The sequence below is a fragment of the Paraburkholderia sp. genome (assembly GCF_026225065.1).
Lineage (GTDB): Bacteria > Pseudomonadota > Gammaproteobacteria > Burkholderiales > Burkholderiaceae > Paraburkholderia.
Map to the genome: position 1 here is coordinate 13320 of NZ_JAMFSB010000271.1, position 17985 is coordinate 31304.

Annotated in this window: 14 protein-coding genes; 7 read left to right on the forward strand and 7 right to left on the reverse strand. The window is 62.4% G+C overall.

Annotated features, from left to right (window positions below; translation table 11 throughout):
• Nucleotide 1 precedes the first annotated feature (1 nt).
• The 6 genes from M0954_RS19370 to M0954_RS19395 all read right to left on the reverse strand — a co-directional run bounded on the left by M0954_RS19370 (nucleotide 2) and on the right by M0954_RS19395 (nucleotide 6901).
• The gene (locus M0954_RS19370) at nucleotides 2–724 is read right to left on the reverse strand and encodes a PIG-L deacetylase family protein (RefSeq protein ID WP_297354952.1); all 723 of its coding nucleotides are present in this window, start codon (nucleotides 722–724) and stop codon (nucleotides 2–4) included.
• Between the two features lie 203 nt (nucleotides 725–927).
• Nucleotides 928–1515 carry an NTP transferase domain-containing protein gene (locus M0954_RS19375; protein WP_122158103.1) on the reverse strand — a complete coding sequence of 196 codons (588 nt, stop codon included), beginning with the start codon at nucleotides 1513–1515 and terminating at the stop codon, nucleotides 928–930.
• Between the two features lie 180 nt (nucleotides 1516–1695).
• On the reverse strand, nucleotides 1696–3942 hold the full coding sequence (locus M0954_RS19380) for a xanthine dehydrogenase family protein molybdopterin-binding subunit (RefSeq protein WP_133893573.1): 2247 nt from the start codon (nucleotides 3940–3942) through the stop codon (nucleotides 1696–1698).
• Nucleotides 3939–4940, reverse strand: coding sequence for a xanthine dehydrogenase family protein subunit M (locus M0954_RS19385; protein WP_122158105.1), 1002 nt, complete (start codon nucleotides 4938–4940; stop codon nucleotides 3939–3941). The genes M0954_RS19380 and M0954_RS19385 overlap by 4 nt, the downstream gene beginning before the upstream one ends.
• Nucleotides 4941–4949: 9 nt before the next feature.
• Nucleotides 4950–5657, reverse strand: coding sequence for a 2Fe-2S iron-sulfur cluster-binding protein (locus tag M0954_RS19390; RefSeq protein WP_122158106.1), 708 nt, complete (start codon nucleotides 5655–5657; stop codon nucleotides 4950–4952).
• Nucleotides 5658–5989: 332 nt separating this feature from the next.
• A complete protein-coding gene (locus tag M0954_RS19395; protein ID WP_122159495.1) occupies nucleotides 5990–6901 on the reverse strand; it encodes a LysR family transcriptional regulator in 912 nt (303 codons plus the stop codon).
• An 88-nt stretch (nucleotides 6902–6989) separates the two neighbouring features.
• On the opposite strand from M0954_RS19395, the gene M0954_RS19400 reads away from it, so the two are divergent.
• Nucleotides 6990–8078: a zinc-binding dehydrogenase gene (locus M0954_RS19400; RefSeq protein WP_297354954.1), complete on the forward strand. Its 1089-nt coding sequence runs from the start codon at nucleotides 6990–6992 to the stop codon at nucleotides 8076–8078.
• A gap of 47 nt (nucleotides 8079–8125) precedes the next feature.
• Here the strand turns inward: M0954_RS19400 and M0954_RS19405 are convergent, their stop codons facing one another.
• The gene (locus M0954_RS19405) at nucleotides 8126–9868 is read right to left on the reverse strand and encodes an IlvD/Edd family dehydratase (RefSeq protein ID WP_122158108.1); all 1743 of its coding nucleotides are present in this window, start codon (nucleotides 9866–9868) and stop codon (nucleotides 8126–8128) included.
• Between the two features lie 177 nt (nucleotides 9869–10045).
• On the opposite strand from M0954_RS19405, the gene M0954_RS19410 reads away from it, so the two are divergent.
• The 6 genes from M0954_RS19410 to M0954_RS19435 form a co-directional block, all read left to right on the forward strand.
• Nucleotides 10046–10975: a Gfo/Idh/MocA family protein gene (locus M0954_RS19410; protein WP_122158109.1), complete on the forward strand. Its 930-nt coding sequence runs from the start codon at nucleotides 10046–10048 to the stop codon at nucleotides 10973–10975.
• Nucleotides 10976–11047: 72 nt separating this feature from the next.
• Nucleotides 11048–12052: an arabinose ABC transporter substrate-binding protein gene (locus M0954_RS19415; protein WP_123388261.1), complete on the forward strand. Its 1005-nt coding sequence runs from the start codon at nucleotides 11048–11050 to the stop codon at nucleotides 12050–12052.
• 136 nt (nucleotides 12053–12188) lie between these two features.
• Complete coding sequence (gene araG / locus M0954_RS19420; protein ID WP_297354957.1) at nucleotides 12189–13769, forward strand: L-arabinose ABC transporter ATP-binding protein AraG; 1581 nt, start codon at nucleotides 12189–12191, stop codon at nucleotides 13767–13769.
• 102 nt (nucleotides 13770–13871) lie between these two features.
• Nucleotides 13872–14810 carry an L-arabinose ABC transporter permease AraH gene (gene araH, locus M0954_RS19425; protein ID WP_297354963.1) on the forward strand — a complete coding sequence of 313 codons (939 nt, stop codon included), beginning with the start codon at nucleotides 13872–13874 and terminating at the stop codon, nucleotides 14808–14810.
• A gap of 81 nt (nucleotides 14811–14891) precedes the next feature.
• Nucleotides 14892–16448 carry a methyl-accepting chemotaxis protein gene (locus M0954_RS19430; protein WP_297354959.1) on the forward strand — a complete coding sequence of 519 codons (1557 nt, stop codon included), beginning with the start codon at nucleotides 14892–14894 and terminating at the stop codon, nucleotides 16446–16448.
• Nucleotides 16449–16894: 446 nt separating this feature from the next.
• Nucleotides 16895–17985, forward strand: a 1091-nt coding sequence (locus M0954_RS19435) for a porin (RefSeq protein ID WP_297354961.1), incomplete at its 3' end; no start/stop codon positions are given.

Below are 17985 nucleotides of genomic sequence, written 5' to 3' on the forward strand. Positions count from 1 at the left end.
GTCACCTCGCGGGAGAGGAGCGGCGCCCCGGGGCACGGGACACGCTCAACTGCCAGTAGTGTTCGGCGCGAAACACATCTTCGTAACCCTTCGGTCCGAAAGCGCGTAGCTGGCTCTCATAAGCATAGACGGCCTCGCGCTTCAGATAGGCCTGACGTTCGGCATCGATCGTGTGATCGGCCGACGGATGCGCCGGCGTCGCTGAAATGCCGCGCCGTGCCAGATCGTCGAGGCGCTCCGCGAGCACGCCCGGTTGACGGCGGTGGATTGCATCCTCGTAGGCAAACCACGTCACGTGCGACAGCCGCGGCAGGATTTCGATGCAGGCGTCGTACACCAGCGCGTGATCGGCATGATGCAGGCCCAGCGGCATCACCAGCGTGTTCGCGGTCGAGCGGTAAATGGTTTCTTCAAGCGCGGCCGACAACCTGCTGATCGACGGTGAGTCCAGATACTGGCCGTCGCGAAACGGCATCCTGACCGGCACCGCGTCGAGCAGTTCGAGCGCACGATTGTCTTCCAGTGTGCGCGCATTCACCGATTCCTGCGCACTCGTGAAGCCAGCCTGCTGGTCCCATTCAGTCTGCATATCCGGCTCGGGCGCCGCGGCGAAGACGGTGCAGACGACGGCGTCGGGATGGGCGGCGAGCAACGCGCCGCAACTGAACACGGCATCGTCGAAATGGGGCGAGACAACAAAAAGACGCGGGCTGGTTTCACTCATGGGAATCGCACTGGATTGTCGGGGGGTGAGGCACGCTGCGAACCGTGTCTGACATGACGACGGGAACGCGTCACATCAGCTTAGTCGGTATTGGCGCGCGCTGCGCACAACGTCTGTGCATGCGCAAGCCGTGTGCCTGAGCGGGAGAGACCCGGGAGGCTCCGCGCGAGGGTGTGTGGGGGATGGTCCGCGGGGGCGTCCAATCACACGCCGGCCAGATCTTCGGGCGTATCCACGTCGCGCAGAATGCCTGGATCGTCGAGATCCAGACGCGCGACCGGGTTTGTGGTCAGCAGGACACGGGCGCCGGTGTCGCCGTCGAGTGCGCACAAGGCTTCGCCGTGCTCGGCGCCGAAGCCGACCGGATGCCCGCGTTGGCCCTGATAAAACGGCACGACAATCGATGCCCCGCCGTCTAGCGTGCGCGCCACGGCCTCGACGGTGGCGACGGCGATGCGCGGCATATCAGCCAGCGCGACGATCCAGCCTTCCGAGTCGGCACTCGCTTCGATGCCGGCGGCGAGGCTCGCGCCCATGCCGCGTTCGGCGTCGGCCGAGAACACTACGTCGCAGCCGGCCTCATTGAGCATGCGCGCCAGCGCGTCGGATCCAGGTCTCACTACGGCGAGTACGCGGCTGACGACCAGCAGCAGGCGATGCGCGGCTTCATGCGCGACGATGCCGCCGTCCGGCATACGGGCGAGGAGTTTATTGTGCAGACCGTCCGGATCGAAGCGCGACCCGTAGCCGGCGGCAAGCAGCACGCCGGTTGCGAGCGAGGCGTAGGCCATGGGCGGCACCTGGAGAGGAGGATGAGGTCGATTGTGCGGCGCAACCGGCGAGCAGGCAAGCGCGAATGTTGCGGGCGCGCATGCGCCGGCGTCAAGCTGACTCCGTCCAGGCCGACCGCACCAAAGCTGGCCGCCTTAATGCCGGGCGCCTCAATGCCGAGCGCCTCAATGCCGTGCGCCTCAAACCTCCACCGGCGATATCACCTTATCCAGCGTGATCGGTAAATCCCGCACCCGCACGCCGGTGGCGTGATACACCGCATTCGCGAGCGCCGCCACCACGCCGGTCAAGCCAATCTCGCCAATCCCCCTGACACCCAGCGAATTGATATGAGGATCCGGTTCGTTCACGAAGGTGACATCCAGCGAGCCGATATCCGCATTCACCGGCACGTGATATTCGGCGAGATTCATATTGACGAAGCGGCCATAGCGCTCATCGAGCAGGGTGTCTTCTTCGAATGCGGCGCTGATGCCCCACACCATGCCGCCCATCATCTGGCTGCGCGCGGTTTTCTCATTGAGGACCCGGCCGACATCGTACACACCGACAATGCGCGGTACGCGGATCGTGCCGAGGTCCGCATCCACATGGACCTCGGTGAACACCGCCCCGAACGAATGCAGCGAATATTCGCTGCGCTCCTGGCCGGGCTTCACGCTCACCACGGCCTCGATGGGCTTGCCGCCGGCACGCGCGAGAATCGCGGCCGCGGGGTCGCGCAACGACGGATTCGATCGGCTGACCACCCATCCGTGTTCCACGCTCACATCGGACACATCCATGCCGTGCACCGGTGATGCATTGTCGGCCAGCGCAAGCGAGATCAATTGGTTGCGCACCTGCGTGCAGGCGTCGTGTACCGCCGGCGATACGCTCGCGGCCGATTGCGAGCCGCCCGAACCGGGCGCCTGAGGCAAGCTCGAATCGCCGAGCTCGAAGTGGATTTTTTCCGGTGGAAAGCCGAGTGCGTCGGCCGACACCTGGGTCATCACCGTGTAGGTGCCAGTGCCGAGATCCTGCGTACCCGAGCCGACCATCGCGGTCCCATCAGGCAGGATGCGTGCAATCGCCGCGGCGGGGCTGCGGTTGGCGGGATACGTGGCGGTCGCCATGCCGAGGCCGATCAGCGTGTGGCCGGAGCGCATCGAACGAGGTGTCGAAGTGCGCCGCGACCAGCCGAATTTCTCCGCGCCAATCTCATAGCATTGACGCAGCGCCTTGCTCGAAAACGGTTTGTTCTCCTGCGGATCGACTTCCGCGTAGTTTTTAAGCCGCAAGGCGACGGGGTCCATCTTGAGTTTCCACGCGAGTTCGTCCATGGCGGATTCGAGTGCGAACGAACCGGTGGTTTCGCCTGGCGCGCGCATAAATGTAGGCGTACCCAGGTTCAACTGGACGAGGCGATGCGTCGTCTGCTGATTCGGTACGGCGTAGAGCATGCGCGTGACCATGCAGCAGGTCTCGGTCCAGTCCTCGATCGTCGACGTGTTCGAGATGCTGTCGTGGAGCATCGCGGTGAGCGTGCCGTCCGGCCGGGCGGCGAGGACGAAATGCTGTTCGGTACGCGGCCGCGCGCCGACCGAGCCGAACATCTGCGGGCGCGTCAACGCGAGGCGCACCGGGCGTCCCGTCTGCTTCGCGGCCATCGCGCAGAGCACCACATGCGACCAGGACGAGCCCTTGCCGCCGAAACCGCCGCCGAGAAACGGCGAGATCACATGAACGTCATCCGGCGATACGCCGAGCGTTTTCGCCACGGCGGTGCGCGTGCCGCTCACCCCCTGGGTGGAATCGTACAGCGTCAGTTGCGGACCATCCCAATGCGCCATGGTGGCATGCGGCTCCATGGGATTGTGATGTTCGACCGGCGTCGTATAGACCTGATCGATGCGCACGCTGCCGGCGGCCACGCCCTCATCGAAGTTGCCGCGTTGCGTGTCGGTCTGGCGGCCCTGCGGACTGATCGGCGCGTGCATGGTCGCTTTGGCGCGCGTGAAGTTGTGCGCGCCAGGCGCCGCCTGATACGTGATGCGCAGTTGCTGTGCGGCGTCGGTGGCGCGTTCCAGGGTGTCGGCGACCACCACGGCGACTGGCTCATTGCTGTAGTGAACCTGGTTGTCCTGCAACAGCGACAGATGACGGCCGGCCGGCGGCGCCAGTGGCGGACGCCCGCCATTGGGCAGGCGCGGCGCGTTCTGATAGGTCATCACCAGCAGTACACCCGGTAGCGATTGTGCGCGGCTCGCATCGATCGAGGCAATGCTGCCGCTCGAGATCGTGCTCGTCACCAGCACTGCGTGCGCGAGGCGCGCCCCGCCAAATTCCGCTGCATAACGGGCCTCGCCTGTGACTTTTAGCACGCCATCGGTTCGGTCCATCGGCTGACCGACCAGCGGGGCATTCGTGCTCAGGTTCGTAGTCATGCGACACCTCCTGTCCGGCCGGCGGCCTGATTCACGGCGCGCACGATCGAGCGTTGCGCGAGTTGCACCTTGAAGCGGTTGCCGCTGAGCGGCTGCGCCTCGCCCATGGCGGCCGCAGCGGCAGCGCGCAGGTTCGCATCCGAGAGCGGCTTTCCGCTCAGCATCTGCTCTGCGATACTCGCGCGCCATGGCTTATGCGCGACCCCGCCTAACGCAATATGCGCAGTCCTCACCGTATTGCCATCCATTTGCAAGGCGGCGGCGACCGAGACGAGCGCAAACGCGTAACTCGCGCGGTCGCGCACTTTCAGGTAGTGGGAATGGTCGCTAAAGAGTGGAGGCGGCAAGTCGACCGCCGTGATCAGTTCGCCGGGTTGCAGCGTGGTATCCACTTCCGGACGGTCGGCGGGCAGGCGGTGAAATTCCGTAATCGGAATCGTGCGCTCGCCACGTAGACTGCTCACGCGCACTACTGCATCGAGCGCCGCGAGTGCCACGCTCATATCCGACGGGTTCACGGCAACACATTGCGAACTGGCGCCGAGGATCGCATGCGTGCGGTTTTGCCCTTCTATCGAAGCGCAGCCGCTGCCGGGCTGACGCTTGTTGCATTGGCTAAATGCGGTGTCGTAGAAGTAGCCGCAGCGCGTGCGCTGCATCAGATTGCCGCCTACGGTGGCCATATTGCGCAGCTGCGGCGAGGCGCCGGCCAGAAATGCTTGTGAGAGCAACGGGTACTGCTCGCGCACCAAGGCATGATTGGCGGCATCGCTGTTGCGCACGAGTGCGCCGATGCGCAGGCCGCCGTCGGGCAGCGTACCGATAGTGTCGAGGCCGCGCAGGTGCGTGATATCGACGAGATGCACGGGCTGCTCCACGCCGCCTTTCATCAGATCGAGCAGGTTGGTGCCGCCGCCGATAAACATCGTGCCGGGTTGCTGCGCAGCGCGCAGCGCGCTGCTGACGTCCACAGCGCGTTCGTAGGAGATCGCGTCCATGCCGACCCCCTAGGCGTTGCCTGTGCTGCCGTCATGCACGGCGCGCACGGCGGCGACGATGTTCGCATACGCACCGCAGCGGCAGATGTTGCCGCTCATGCGCTCGCGGATTTCGTCGTCGCTGAGCTGGGCCGGGTGCATGCGGACATCGGCAGTGACGGTGCTCGCGGTACCGTTGCCGAACTCGCTGAGCATCGCGGTGGCCGAGCACAATTGCCCGGGCGTACAGTAGCCGCACTGGAAGGCGTCGTGTTCGATGAAGGCGCGTTGTATCGGACTCAGTACCCCGTTGCTCGCCAGACCTTCCACGGTGGTGATGGCTTCGCCATCGTGCATCACGGCAAGCGTCAGGCAAGAGTTGATGCGCCGGCCTTCCACCATGACTGTGCACGCGCCGCATTGGCCGCGGTCGCAACCCTTCTTTGTTCCCATCAGGCCTGCGTATTCGCGCAGCGCATCGAGCAGCGTTACGCGCGGCTCCAGTTGCAGCGTATAAGCGCGGCCATTGACGTTGAGCGTGACCGGCCGCGGCGGCTCCGGCGCCCGCGGCGCCTCGGACGGCGGCACGGCAGCAGGTTGGTTCTGGGCATGGACATGCGGCGCGACACCCACCGTCGCAGCGGCCGCGGCGGATTGCAGGAAGCGGCGGCGCGAGGGTTTATTGGGGGTGGCGTTGGGTTCGTCGTCTGAACCCGGGGGGACTCGATTTCTGGACATAACGTTCTGTTTGCTCCATGAAAGGTCGATGCAAACCCGCGACACGTCGGGCGTCCGATGCGATGCATCGGCGGCTTACTGTAATGAGCAATTTCGATGCCGCGGTGGCGAGCGGGAGCTGTGGCAAGACATCAGGACATGCGGATACCACGCGGCATCGCTGCACGTTGCGATTAACTATATGCAATGCCGCAGAGGATCAAGCGTTCGTTATTGGGCCAAGCAGGAAACACTGTTTTGTGCAATACAGCGGGAGCTGTCGCTGCCGGCAAGGCGCGATAAAAACGCTCGTGAAGCGCTGTCTTGGCAAGGCATACAGAGGAATCGCAGCCTTATGCTGCTGCCAGATCCGTTAGCGTTTCGCGTAGCCACACGAGCGCCGGGTCGACATGGTTACGTGGGTGCCACGCCGCGAATAGTGTGAAGCCGCGCGCCTCGAAAGGCAGTTCGAACAGATCGAGCCGCTTGTCGTGGCGCTCCGCGAAGCGCGACGGCAACGTCGAAACGTAATCCGAATTCACCAGCAATTCGGGCACTAGCGTGAAATGCTGAACCGAGAGCGCGACGCGGCGCGCACGGCCGAGCGCGTCGAGATGTTCGTCCATGAAGCCGTAGAAACTGCCACCGCTCGTAGATACTAGCACGTGGTTTAGCGCGCAATACGTGTCCAGGTCGAGGCGTGCCGTGCCGCGCGGATGCCCCTTGCGCTGCACGAAGACGAAATGCTCATCGAACAGTTTGCGGGCTTTCATCGACGCCGGAATCATCCGCTCGGAACCGAGCAGCAGATCGATCTCGCCACGCTCGAGGCGCCCGGCTGTCGACGGTTGATCGGCCACGACAAATGCGATGCGCACACCCGGGCCGGCCAGTTCAGGCAGCCGCTCCATCAACGGCAGACCGAGCACGGAGGTGGCGTTGTCGTTGGCCGCGATGACGAAGTGCCGTATGTCACTGTGCGGGTCGAAGGCCGGTTGATGGCGCACCACCACTTCCAGGTTCTTCAACGCCGCGTGTAGTGGCTCCATCAAGGCCAGGGCGCGGGCGCTGCGTGTCATGCCGCGACCGGTCTCCGCGGGAATCAGGAGCGGGTCGCCGAAGATTTGCCGCAGCCGCGCGAGTTGCGTCGAGACGGCGGGCTGCGTCAGATGCAGGCGCTCGGCGGCGCGCGTGACGTTGGACTCCGCGAGTAGCGCATCAAGCGACACCAGTAGGTTCAGGTCGATACCGCGTAGATCAATCATGTTGATGGGTCGCATTCGAGTAATTGATTTCAAGAATAGGTAGCCGGCTCCTACAGTTCAAGCGTGCAAACAATCTCTGGAGTCGTAAATGAAAGCCTGGATGCTCGATGAACCCGGTCAATCGCTCGCCCTGCGCGAGGTCGCACAACCGCAGCCGCGTCGCGGCGCGGTGCTGGTCCGGATGGAAGCGGTGCCGCTTCTGAGTTACACGCGTAGCTACGTCGAAGGAAAACTGCCCTATGCGTATCCGCCGGGGCCGTTTTCACCCGGCACGAACGGCGTGGGCCGGGTAGAGGCGGTCGGTGAGGGCGTAGTGGCATTCCACGTCGGTCAACGCGTTGTCGTGAATCCCTACTGGATCGCGGATGAAACGGTGCGTGAACCCGCTCAGGCGTTGCTCGGTCTGACGGCGATAAGTGCGGACAGCGGCGCGCTGCTGGCTGATTTCCCGCACGGCACGTTGCGCGAGCTGGCCGAGTTTCCGGCAGCGACGCTGATCGCGCTCGATGGCCTCGAAGACCTTTCATCGACGCGGCTTGCGGTGCTCGGCAAGTTCGCGGTGCCGTTCGGCGGATTGTGGCGTGGCCGGCTAACGGCGGGTGAAACGATCGTGATAAACGGCGCCACTGGCTACTTTGGATCGGCTGCGGTGCTCGCTGCGCTGGCGATGGGTGCGACCCGTGTGATCGCGCTGGGCCGGCGGCCTCAACCGCTGAAGACGCTCGTCGAACAGGGACGAGGGCGTGTCATACCGGTTGTCTTGACCGGTGATACCACCCAGGATGTCGCCGCGATTCGCGCAGCAGCGGGAGGCGGCGCAGATCTCGCGTTCGACATGGTCGGCCAGGCGACCGATCCTCAGGCAACGCTTGCCGCGCTGCGCAGCTTGCGCCGCGGCGGCAGGCTCGTGCTGATGGGCAGCATGCAGGTGGATTTGCCGATCGCGTATCAGGAGATGATGCTGAATAACTGGGAGTTGATCGGGCATTTCATGTACGCGCGCGCCGACTATCTTGCACTGGTTGCATTGGCAGCTTCGGGCCAGATACAGCTCGACGCAGTGGAATTGCAGTCGTACTCATTCGCCGACCTCGAAGCGGCGATCGACGCGGCGGGGCACATGGCAGGGCTGCAATGCACAGTGGTCGGTTTGGCTGAAGGGCGCGCCTGGGATTGACCACGTCGGTCGTCGACGTGGCCGTCACCAATGCATATAGCGTGTGCTCAATGCGAATGCCGGGGCACCTCTGCGCCGCGGCATCCCACCAGGAAGTCGAAGTCGCAACCCTGATCGGCTTGCAGAACGTGATCGACATAAAGCTGACGGTATCCGCTCGAATCGGCCGGCGACTTCTGCTGTGATTCTGCCCAGTCGGCCAGACGCGCGGTCAGTTCTTCCGCGCTGACGTCCAGGTGGAGCCGCCCGGCGAGGGAATCCAGTTCGATCCAGTCGCCTTCGCGGACCACGGCGAGCGGGCCGCCCGCTCGGGCTTCCGGCGAAACGTGCAGCACGACGGTGCCGTAAGCGGTGCCGCTCATGCGTGCATCCGAGACCCGCACCATGTCCGTCACGCCTTGGGCAAGCAGCTTCGGCGGCAAGCCCATGTTGCCCACTTCCGCCATGCCCGGATAACCCTTCGGTCCGCAATTCTTCATCACGAGCACGGAGTCCGCGGTCACGTCGAGGTCGGGGTCGCCGATGCGTGCCTTGTAGTCGTCGAAGTTTTCGAACACGACGGCTCGGCCGCGGTGCTTGAGCAGCGACGCCGTAGCCGCAGACGGCTTGAGCACCGCGCCATTCGGCGCGAGGTTGCCGCGTAGCACGCAGAGTCCACCGTCTGCGACGAGCGGCTTGTCGAGCGGACGGATCACTTCGTCGTTATAGAGCGGCGCTTCCTTGTTGTTGTCCCACAGCGACTGACCGTTCGCGGTCAATGCATCCGGATGCGGCAACAGGCCTGCTTCGCCGAGGCGTCGAAGCACCGCAGGCAAGCCGCCCGCATAGTAGAACTCCTCCATCAGGAAGCGGCCTGACGGCTGCAGATCGACGAGCGTCGGCGTGCCGCGGCCCACGCGAGTCCAGTCGTCGAGTTCGAGGTCCACGCCAATGCGTCCGGCAATCGCCTTCAGGTGGATCGCCGCATTGGTGGAGCCGCCGATCGCCGCATTCACGCGAATCGCGTTCTCAAACGCTTCACGCGTCAGCAGCTTCGACAGGCGCAGGTCGTCAAGCGCCATATCGACGATCCGCATGCCCGACATATGGGCGAGCACGTAGCGGCGTGCATCTACGGCGGGAATCGCGGCGTTATGCGGCAACGTGACGCCAAGCGCCTCAGCCATGCAGGCCATGGTCGAGGCAGTACCCATCGTATTGCAGGTACCCGCTGAGCGCGACATACCAGCTTCCGCAGACATGAATTCATGCAGCGAGATCTTGCCCGCCTTGACCTGCTCGCTCAGTTGCCACACGACGGTGCCAGAGCCAATGTCACGCCCTTGATGCTTGCCGTTGAGCATCGGGCCGCCGCTAACCATAATGGCGGGCACGTCGCAACTTGCCGCGCCCATCAGAAGCGCAGGGGTGGTCTTGTCGCAGCCCGCGAGCAGAACCACTGCGTCGATCGGGTTGCCGCGGATCGATTCCTCCACATCCATGCTCGCGAGGTTGCGCGTAAACATGGCAGTGGGGCGCAGGTTCGACTCGCCATTCGAGAAGACCGGGAACTCGACCGGGAAGCCACCCGCCTCGAACACCCCGCGTTTGACGTGCTCGGCGATCTTGCGGAAGTGCGCGTTGCATGGCGTCAACTCCGACCACGTATTACAGATGCCGATGATCGGTTTGCCCTGGAACTCGTGATCAGGGATGCCCTGATTCTTCATCCAGCTGCGGTACATGAAACCATTCTTGTCGGCTGTGCCGAACCACTGCGTCGAGCGCAACGCTCGTTTCTCGTCTGGCATGATGCCCTCCTGATCCCACATTATAGTAAGACTATTTAGAGTGTTCACTAGGGTATTCACGAATATTTGTGCCAAAACACCCGCAATATAGTGTGACTATTAAAAATAGTGATGGGCGGCGCGACCTCGCTGGCGAGGTGCGGCCGGAAGCAGCGTAACAATCATTGAGGCCAAAACATGCCAAAGCAAATTTCGGTGGGCCTGGTTGGCGTGGGCAAGATCGCGCGCGATCAGCATTTGCCGGCTCTCGCGGGAAACGACGGGTTCGAGCTCGTCGCCTGTGCAAGCCGCAACGCGCAGGTCGAAGGCGTGCGCAACTACAAGACAGTGCAGGAACTGCTCGCGGCAGAACCTGAGCTCGATGCAGTCTCGCTTTGCGCTACCCCGCAAGTGCGCTTCGAGCAGGCGCGAGCCGCCCTGCTGGCAGGCAAACATGTGATGCTGGAAAAGCCACCTGGCGCGAGTGTCGTCGAGGTGACGGTTCTCGCCGCGCTAGCGCAGGAAAAAGGCTGCAGCCTGTTTGCCTCGTGGCATTCCCGCTATGCGCCCGGGGTAGAGACCGCTCGCACGTGGCTCGCGCAGCGCGAGATCAAGTCGGTGACCGTCCTCTGGAAAGAAGATGTCCGCAAGTGGCATCCGAATCAGGACTGGATCTGGGAAGCGGGCGGCCTGGGCGTGTTCGATCCGGGCATCAATGCGTTGTCGATCATCACGCGCATCTTGCCGCGCGCATTTTTCCTGAAGTCGGCCGAGCTGTGGGTGCCGTCCAACCGGCAGACCCCGATTGCGGCCAACCTCAACTTCATCGACGACCACGATACGCCGGTCCGCGCGGAGTTCGACTGGCGCCATGGTTCCGAAGAACTGTGGCAGATCGAGGTGACGACCAGCAGCGGCGTGCTGCGTCTCTCGCAGGGCGGCAAACAGTTGCACATCGACGGCGCGGCCGTCGATGTCGGCCCGGAACGCGAATACCCCGGCCTGTACGAGCGCTTTCATGAACTGATCACCTCGGGCCGTAGCGACGTCGATCTCCGGCCGCTCGAGCACGTGGCCGATGCGTTGCTGCTGGGTCACCGGCACGCGGTTGAGGCCTTCGTCGAGTGAGCGCCGCTTGTTGAGTCATAAGTCTTAGGCCACACGTAGTCAAACTTAAGTTGTTAATTCCAGGAGACCCAGATGAACCAGAAGCTTCGCCGATTGACCCTGTCCGCAGTTGCCGCGGCGGTCCTCGCGGTGCCGTTCGCGGCCCAGATTTCGGTGCGCGCAGATGAACCCCTCAAGATCGGCTTCCTCGTGAAGATGCCGGAACAGGCGTGGTTCATCAATGAGCAGAAGGCCGCGACCGCTGTCGGTCAGAAGGATGGCTTCTCGGTAGTGAACATCGGCACGCCGGACGGCGAAAAGGTGCTGGCTGCGATCGATAACCTCGGTGCACAAGGCGCCAAAGGCTTTGTGATCTGCGCGCCTGACGTGCGTCTCGGACCGGCAATCGAAGCACGCGCCAAGCGTTACAACATGAAGTTCGTCACTGTCGACGATCAACTGGTGGACTCGACCGGCAAGCCGCTCGGCGATGTGCCGCACCTCGGCATGTCGGCCATCAAGATCGGTAATCAGGTGGGCCAGGCGATCTCCGATGAAATGAAGCGTCGCGGCTGGAAGCCGGAAGAAGTCGGCGCGCTGCGCATCACCGACTACGAACTGCCGACCGCCAGGCAACGCACCGATGGCGCCACGCAGTCGCTGCTCGCCAACGGCTTCAAGAAGGAAAACATCTTCGACGCACCGCAAAAGACGACGGATGACGAAGGCGGCTTCAACGCAGTCTCGCCCGTACTCGCGCAGCATCCGAACATCAAGAAGTGGGTGATCTTCGCGCTCAACGAAGAGACCGTACTGGGTGGCGTGCGCGCGACTGAGCAGTTGCACATTCCCGCTTCCGATGTGATTGGCGTTGGCATCAACGGCGCTGGCGAAGCGTTTGCCGAGTTCCAGAAGAAGGAACCGACCGGCTTCTACGGCACGATCGCCGTCAGCTCGACGAACCACGGCAAGCAGAGCACGGAGAACCTCGTCGAGTGGATCAAGACGGGCAAGCAGCCGCCTGCCGATACGCAGACGACGGGTGAGTTGATGGTGCGCGGCAACTGGGAAAGCGTGCGCAAGGAACTCGGTATTTAAGCGTTCGAATGAGCGCTCGAAAGAGCGTGCACGTGAGCCTGCCTGCATGATGGGCAACACTCGCGGCGCGGGCGGCACACCTAAGGTATTCAAGGTGTGCCGCCCGCGTGTCGTATTCACCAGCAAGAGGCATTTGATGACGGTTTCCCAACCCGACGCGGCGCATCTGAGTTCCAGCGGTGCTGCGTCTGCTGCTGTGTCCAGCGCGGCTCCCAACGGGAGTCCCGCAGATACGGAGGCGTATCTCCAGCTTGCCGGCATCACCGTGCAGTTTCCGGGCGTACTGGCGCTCGATCAGGTTTCGCTCGACGTGCGTCGCGGCGAAGTCCATGGTTTGATGGGCGAAAACGGCGCCGGCAAATCCACGCTGCTGAAGGTCCTGTCGGGCGTGAACCAGCCGGCCGCGGGCACGCTCGCGCTGAATGGCGTAGTGCAACAGTTCACCACCACCAAGGCCGCCATTGAGGCAGGCGTTGCGATCATCTATCAGGAACTGCATCTGGTGCCGGAATTGACGGTGGCGGAGAACCTGATGCTCGGTGCGCTTCCCAACCGTTTCGGTGTGCTTGACGAGAAGGCGCTGCTGGCGCGGGCCATGCGCGAACTCGAGCGCCTCGGCGAGAAGATCGATCCGGCACAGCAGATCAAGTATCTGTCCATCGGTCAGCGTCAGATGATCGAGATAGGCAAGGCGCTGATGCGCGATGCGCGTGTGATTGCGTTCGATGAGCCGACCAGCTCGCTCTCGTCGCGCGAAACGACGCAGCTGTTCCGCATCATCCGCGCGCTCAGGGCCGAAGGACGCGCGATCATCTATGTCACGCACCGCATGGAAGAGGTCTATGAGCTGTGCGATCGCGTCACTGTGTTTCGCGATGGACACCATATCGACACCTTCGAAGCAGGTGCGGGGCTAGATCGCGACCGCCTGATCAGTTGCATGGTGGGCCGCTCGATTGCCGATGTGTACGGCTACCGCGCGCGTCCCACGGGCGATGTGCAGCTCGAAGTGAAGGGACTGATGGGGCCGGGTCTCAAGGAGCCTGCATCGTTTTCCGCGCGCAAGGGCGAGATCGTCGGCTTCTTTGGCCTGGTGGGCGCGGGCCGATCCGAATTGATGAAGCTGATCTACGGCGCGGTGAAACCGGCCGCCGGTGAGATCGTGCTGAGGGGCAAGCCAGTGCGCTTTACGACGCCGCGCGATGCGGTGCGAGCGGGCGTTGCGCTGTGCCCGGAAGATCGCAAGCAGGAAGGCATCGTCTCTATTGCATCGGTTTCAGACAACCTGAACATCAGTTGCCGTCGGCATTTTAGCCGCTTCAACGTGCTCAACAGCCGCAAGGAAGCGCAGACCGCGAAGGAATTCATCGCGAAGCTGTCAATCAAGACGCGCAACGGCGAGACGCCCATCGGCACGCTCTCGGGCGGCAATCAGCAGAAGGTGATCCTGTCGCGCTGGCTTGCCGAAGAGATCGACGTGTTCCTGATGGACGAGCCGACGCGCGGTATCGACGTGGGCGCGCGCAGCGAAATTTACGGCCTGCTCTATGCGCTAGCCGAAGCGGGCCGCACCGTGATCGTCGTATCGAGCGACCTGGCAGAAGTGATTGGCATCGCGGACCGGGTGCTGGTGATGAAGGAAGGCCGCATCGTCGGCGATTTGCCGAAGGCCCAGGCGACCCCGGACGCGCTGATCAAGCTCGCGCTGCCGCGCTAAGGCCAGACTGACCGAATGGAAACAGACACAATGCAAACACAAGAACCTACCAACACCGCTGCCACGAATCCGGCATCCGGCGTCGCCACGCGTCCGCGTGCCATGCAGGCATGGGACTTCGTCAACAAGTCAGGCATTGTGATGGTCTTCATCATACTGTTTGGCGCGCTGTCGCTGACCGTGCCGGATTTCATCAGCGCACGCAATATCCAAGGGCTTTTGCTCTCGGTCACGCTGATCGGTTCGATCTCGGTCACGATGATGTTCGTGCTGGCGCTCGGTGAAGTGGACCTGTCGGTGGCGTCGATCGTCGCGTTCTCGGGCGTCGTGGCCTCCACGCTGATCACCGCGACGCACAGCATTACGTTCGGCATCGCCGGTGGCGTGCTGGCGGGAGGCGCCGTCGGCCTCGTGAACGGCGTGCTCGTCGCGCGCTACAAGATCAATTCGCTGATTGTGACGCTTGCCATGATGGAAGTGGTGCGCGGTCTTGCCTACATCACGTCGAACGGTGACGCGGTGATGATTTCCGAAGAAAGCTTCTTCGATCTGGGCGGCGGCTCGTTCCTCGGCATTTCGTTTCCGATCTGGAGCAACATCGTCGGCTTCATCCTGTTCGGATTCCTGCTCAAGAAGACCGTGTTCGGCAAGAACGTGCTGGCGGTGGGCGGCAATAGCGAAGCGGCGTTGCTGGCGGGCTTGCCGGTTACTCGCATCAAGATCGTGGTGTTCGTGCTGCAGGGCCTCGTCACCGGCTTTGCCGGTGTGATGCTCGCATCGCGGATGAGCCTCGGCGACCCGAAGACTTCGGTCGGCCTCGAGCTCGGTGTGATTTCGGCATGCGTGCTCGGCGGTGTCTCCCTGACGGGTGGCGTTGCAACGATCTCCGGCGTGCTCGTGGGCGTGCTGATCATGGGTTCGGTGCAGGACGCCATGAGCCTGCTGAACGTGCCGACGTTCTACCAATACCTGATTCGCGGCGGCATCCTGCTGCTCGCTGTGCTGTTCGACCGGTACCGGCGTAGCAAACGAGTGGGCTGACCGGGTTTCCGGGGTAACCGCGCACGGCAAAAACCTATTACACGCCGGCGGGGACATCAAAAAATACGGGGAAGGGACACGATGTTCAAGGACACCAGTATCCGCGGGAGCATCACGCTTGTCATCACGGTCTTTGTCGTGATCCTGCTGAGCGCGATCGGTATCAGCGTCGGCATGCTCGAACTCAGCAATGAAGGGATGAGCAAGATGGTCGAGGAGGACACCCGGATACTGGTCGATCTGAAGACCAGCAGCGAATTGCTGCAACGGGTGCGCGTGTCGCTCGACAGCTATCACGCGCTGTACGGAGTCGGCGATCCTGAACCGCAGTTACTCGCGAACGCCCGCCAGGATATCAAGGAGTCCGACCGGCAATTTGCCGACTATCTCGCGCACCAGCCGCTGGATCCGGCTGTAAGGCATCTGGCGACGCAGTTGCAGGGCAAGCGCACTGCGTTCGTGAAACAGGCGTTGCTACCCGCGTTCGATGCCCTCGAACAGATGGACTTCAGCGCCTTCAAAACGTTGCAAGGCAAAGAAACCAAGGCCTTGTCCGACGCTTATCAAGGGGCGATGTCCGGCCTCGAGAACGCGCTTGGCGAGCGGCAAAGAGCCCGCTATACCGAAGCGCAGACACGTTTCAAGTCGATGGTCGGCGTGCTCGGCGGAGTCGCGGTCGTTGCACTACTGCTCGGCTTTCTTGCGCGACACATCTTGATCGGCGCCGTCGTGCGACCGCTTGTGCATGTCATCGCGCATTTTGAGCGAATTGCCTCTGGCGATCTGCGCGGCGAGATTACGGTCGAGCGCCAGAATGAAATGGGCGCGGTGTTCGCCGGGCTCAAGAAAATGCAGCACGCCCTGGTGACGACGGTGGCGACCGTGCGCAGTAGCACGGAATCGATCAACGTCGGCGCACAAGAGATCGCCTCGGGCAATAGCGACCTGTCCCATCGTACCGAGCAACAGGCGGCGTCGCTCGAACGCACCGCGTCCAGCATGGAACAACTCACGTCGACGGTGAAGCAGAATGCGGACAACGCTCATGAGGCCAATGTCCTTGCATTGAGCGCATCGGACACGGCCGTGCTCGGTGGCCAGGTTGTCGGTAATGTCGTCGAGACCATGCAGGGGATTTCGGTGCATTCGCGCAAGATCTCCGAGATCATTGGTGTGATCGACGGCATCGCATTTCAGACCAATATCCTCGCGTTGAATGCGGCCGTCGAGGCCGCGCGTGCAGGCGCGCATGGACGTGGCTTTGCGGTCGTCGCAAGCGAGGTTCGCAATCTTGCGCAACGCAGCGCCTCTGCCGCGCGAGAGATCAAGCAGTTGATCAACGACTCGGTCGGGCAAATCGCGCAGGGCTCGGCGCTTGCCCAACGCGCGGGCTCGACGATGAACGACGTCGTTAGCTCGGTGCAGAAGGTCACGAAGATCATCGCCGAAATCTCGTTCGCTGCAAGCGAGCAAAGCAAGGGGATCGAGCAGGTGAATCTCGCTGTGACAGAGATGGACCAGACGACCCAGCAGAACTCGGCGCTGGTCGAGCAGGCTGCGGCGGCATCCCAGTCGCTGGAGGAGCAGGCGGCCAGGTTGATGGAGGCCGTTTCAGTGTTCAAGGTCGCAGGTGCTTGACTCACATCTGCTTGAGTCATTTATGTAATAGTGGGTGAGCCGGATTGAGCGGCACTGGTAATAATCGCGCATTCCATTCTCATGGAACTTTAAATAATTAAAATTGTCGCCGTTGAAATTGATATTCGATAGGGCTGGTTAAAAGAAAGTTGAGGAAATATTATCTAAAGTTGCCCGGCTCGGCGTTGATCGAGACTGATGCCGCCAACGCAATTTTGGATTTCTCCTGAAGGTCTATGCAGTAAAGGATCGGAGTATGTTCGCGAGAGCGGCATGCTCCGTTTTAATTGGTGCGACACCTTTGCATTTTCCAGTAGTAGCGTTACAAGCCAGGCAGATAAACGGCAGAAAAAGTGAAGCGTAAGGAATTGCGAAATACAGTATTGCCATGATTGCGATAATCTCCGCCACTCAATAACAACCGATTCAAGGTTAACGGAGAAGCAATGAAGAAATTCGTCCTGTCTGGCCTTTCGCTGGCGGCTCTAGGTGGTGCGGGCGCAGCTCACGCGCAGAGCAGCGTAACGCTCTACGGCCTGATCGATGCCGGTATCACCTACACGAGCAATCAGGGTGGCGCGCACAACGTGCAGGAAACCAGCGGTGCAGTGAACGGCAGCCGCTGGGGCCTGCGCGGTTCGGAAGATCTGGGTGGCGGCCTGAAGGCAATCTTCACGTTGGAAAACGGCTTCAGTATCGCGACGGGCAAGCTCGGCCAGAACGGTCTCGAGTTCGGCCGCCAGGCTTTCGTTGGCCTGTCGAGCGACCAGTACGGCGCCGTCACGCTTGGCCGTCAGTATGACTCCGTCGTCGATTACCTGGCTCCGTTGGCCCTCACCGGTACGGGGTCGGGAGGCACCCAGGCTGCGCACCCGTTCGACAACGACAACCTCGACAACTCGTTCCGTATCAACAACTCGGTCAAGTACTCGAGCGTCAACTATGGCGGCCTCAAGTTCGGCACCCTGTATGGCTTCTCGAACGACGCAGGGGGCTTCGCCACGAACCGCGCCTACAGCGCAGGCGCTTCGTACAACTACGGTCCGTTGAATGTGGCAGCGGGCTACCTGGAGTTGAACAAGGCGGGCACGTCGTACAACTCGAGCGGGGCAGTGACCAGCGACGCGACCTTCACAGCCGGCACGCAACGCACTTACGGGGCGGGCCTGAACTATGCCTTCGGTCCGGCGACGTTCGGTTTTGTGTTCACGCAGACCCACCTCTACAACGCGAGCAGCATCGGCGCGTCGGCTTCGGGCACGTCGTCCGGCCTGACGTTGACGGGCGGTGGCGCAAGCTTCACGAACTATGAGGTGAACGCGCGTTACAACATCACGCCGGCATGGTCCCTCTCGGCTGCATACACGTTCACCGATGCGCATCTCGACGGCGTGAGCCCGAAGTACAACCAGTTCAGCCTGCAGACAGCGTATGCGTTGTCCAAACGCACGGATATTTACCTGATGGGTGTGTATCAGCACGTCAGCGATACCGGCGATTCGGGTATCACGGCGGATATAAATGGACTGAGCACCTC

What these genes read in the sequence shown, in the direction of transcription:
- M0954_RS19370 (WP_297354952.1), bottom strand. Translation starts at nt 724, where the DNA reads ATGAGTGAAACCAGCCCGCGTCTTTTTGTTGTCTCGCCCCATTTCGAC.
- M0954_RS19375 (WP_122158103.1), bottom strand. Translation starts at nt 1,515, where the DNA reads ATGGCCTACGCCTCGCTCGCAACCGGCGTGCTGCTTGCCGCCGGCTAC.
- M0954_RS19380 (WP_133893573.1), bottom strand. Translation starts at nt 3,942, where the DNA reads ATGACTACGAACCTGAGCACGAATGCCCCGCTGGTCGGTCAGCCGATG.
- M0954_RS19385 (WP_122158105.1), bottom strand. Translation starts at nt 4,940, where the DNA reads ATGGACGCGATCTCCTACGAACGCGCTGTGGACGTCAGCAGCGCGCTG.
- M0954_RS19390 (WP_122158106.1), bottom strand. Translation starts at nt 5,657, where the DNA reads ATGTCCAGAAATCGAGTCCCCCCGGGTTCAGACGACGAACCCAACGCC.
- M0954_RS19395 (WP_122159495.1), bottom strand. Translation starts at nt 6,901, where the DNA reads ATGATTGATCTACGCGGTATCGACCTGAACCTACTGGTGTCGCTTGAT.
- M0954_RS19400 (WP_297354954.1), top strand. Translation starts at nt 6,990, where the DNA reads ATGAAAGCCTGGATGCTCGATGAACCCGGTCAATCGCTCGCCCTGCGC.
- M0954_RS19405 (WP_122158108.1), bottom strand. Translation starts at nt 9,868, where the DNA reads ATGCCAGACGAGAAACGAGCGTTGCGCTCGACGCAGTGGTTCGGCACA.
- M0954_RS19410 (WP_122158109.1), top strand. Translation starts at nt 10,046, where the DNA reads ATGCCAAAGCAAATTTCGGTGGGCCTGGTTGGCGTGGGCAAGATCGCG.
- M0954_RS19415 (WP_123388261.1), top strand. Translation starts at nt 11,048, where the DNA reads ATGAACCAGAAGCTTCGCCGATTGACCCTGTCCGCAGTTGCCGCGGCG.
- araG (WP_297354957.1), top strand. Translation starts at nt 12,189, where the DNA reads ATGACGGTTTCCCAACCCGACGCGGCGCATCTGAGTTCCAGCGGTGCT.
- araH (WP_297354963.1), top strand. Translation starts at nt 13,872, where the DNA reads ATGCAGGCATGGGACTTCGTCAACAAGTCAGGCATTGTGATGGTCTTC.
- M0954_RS19430 (WP_297354959.1), top strand. Translation starts at nt 14,892, where the DNA reads ATGTTCAAGGACACCAGTATCCGCGGGAGCATCACGCTTGTCATCACG.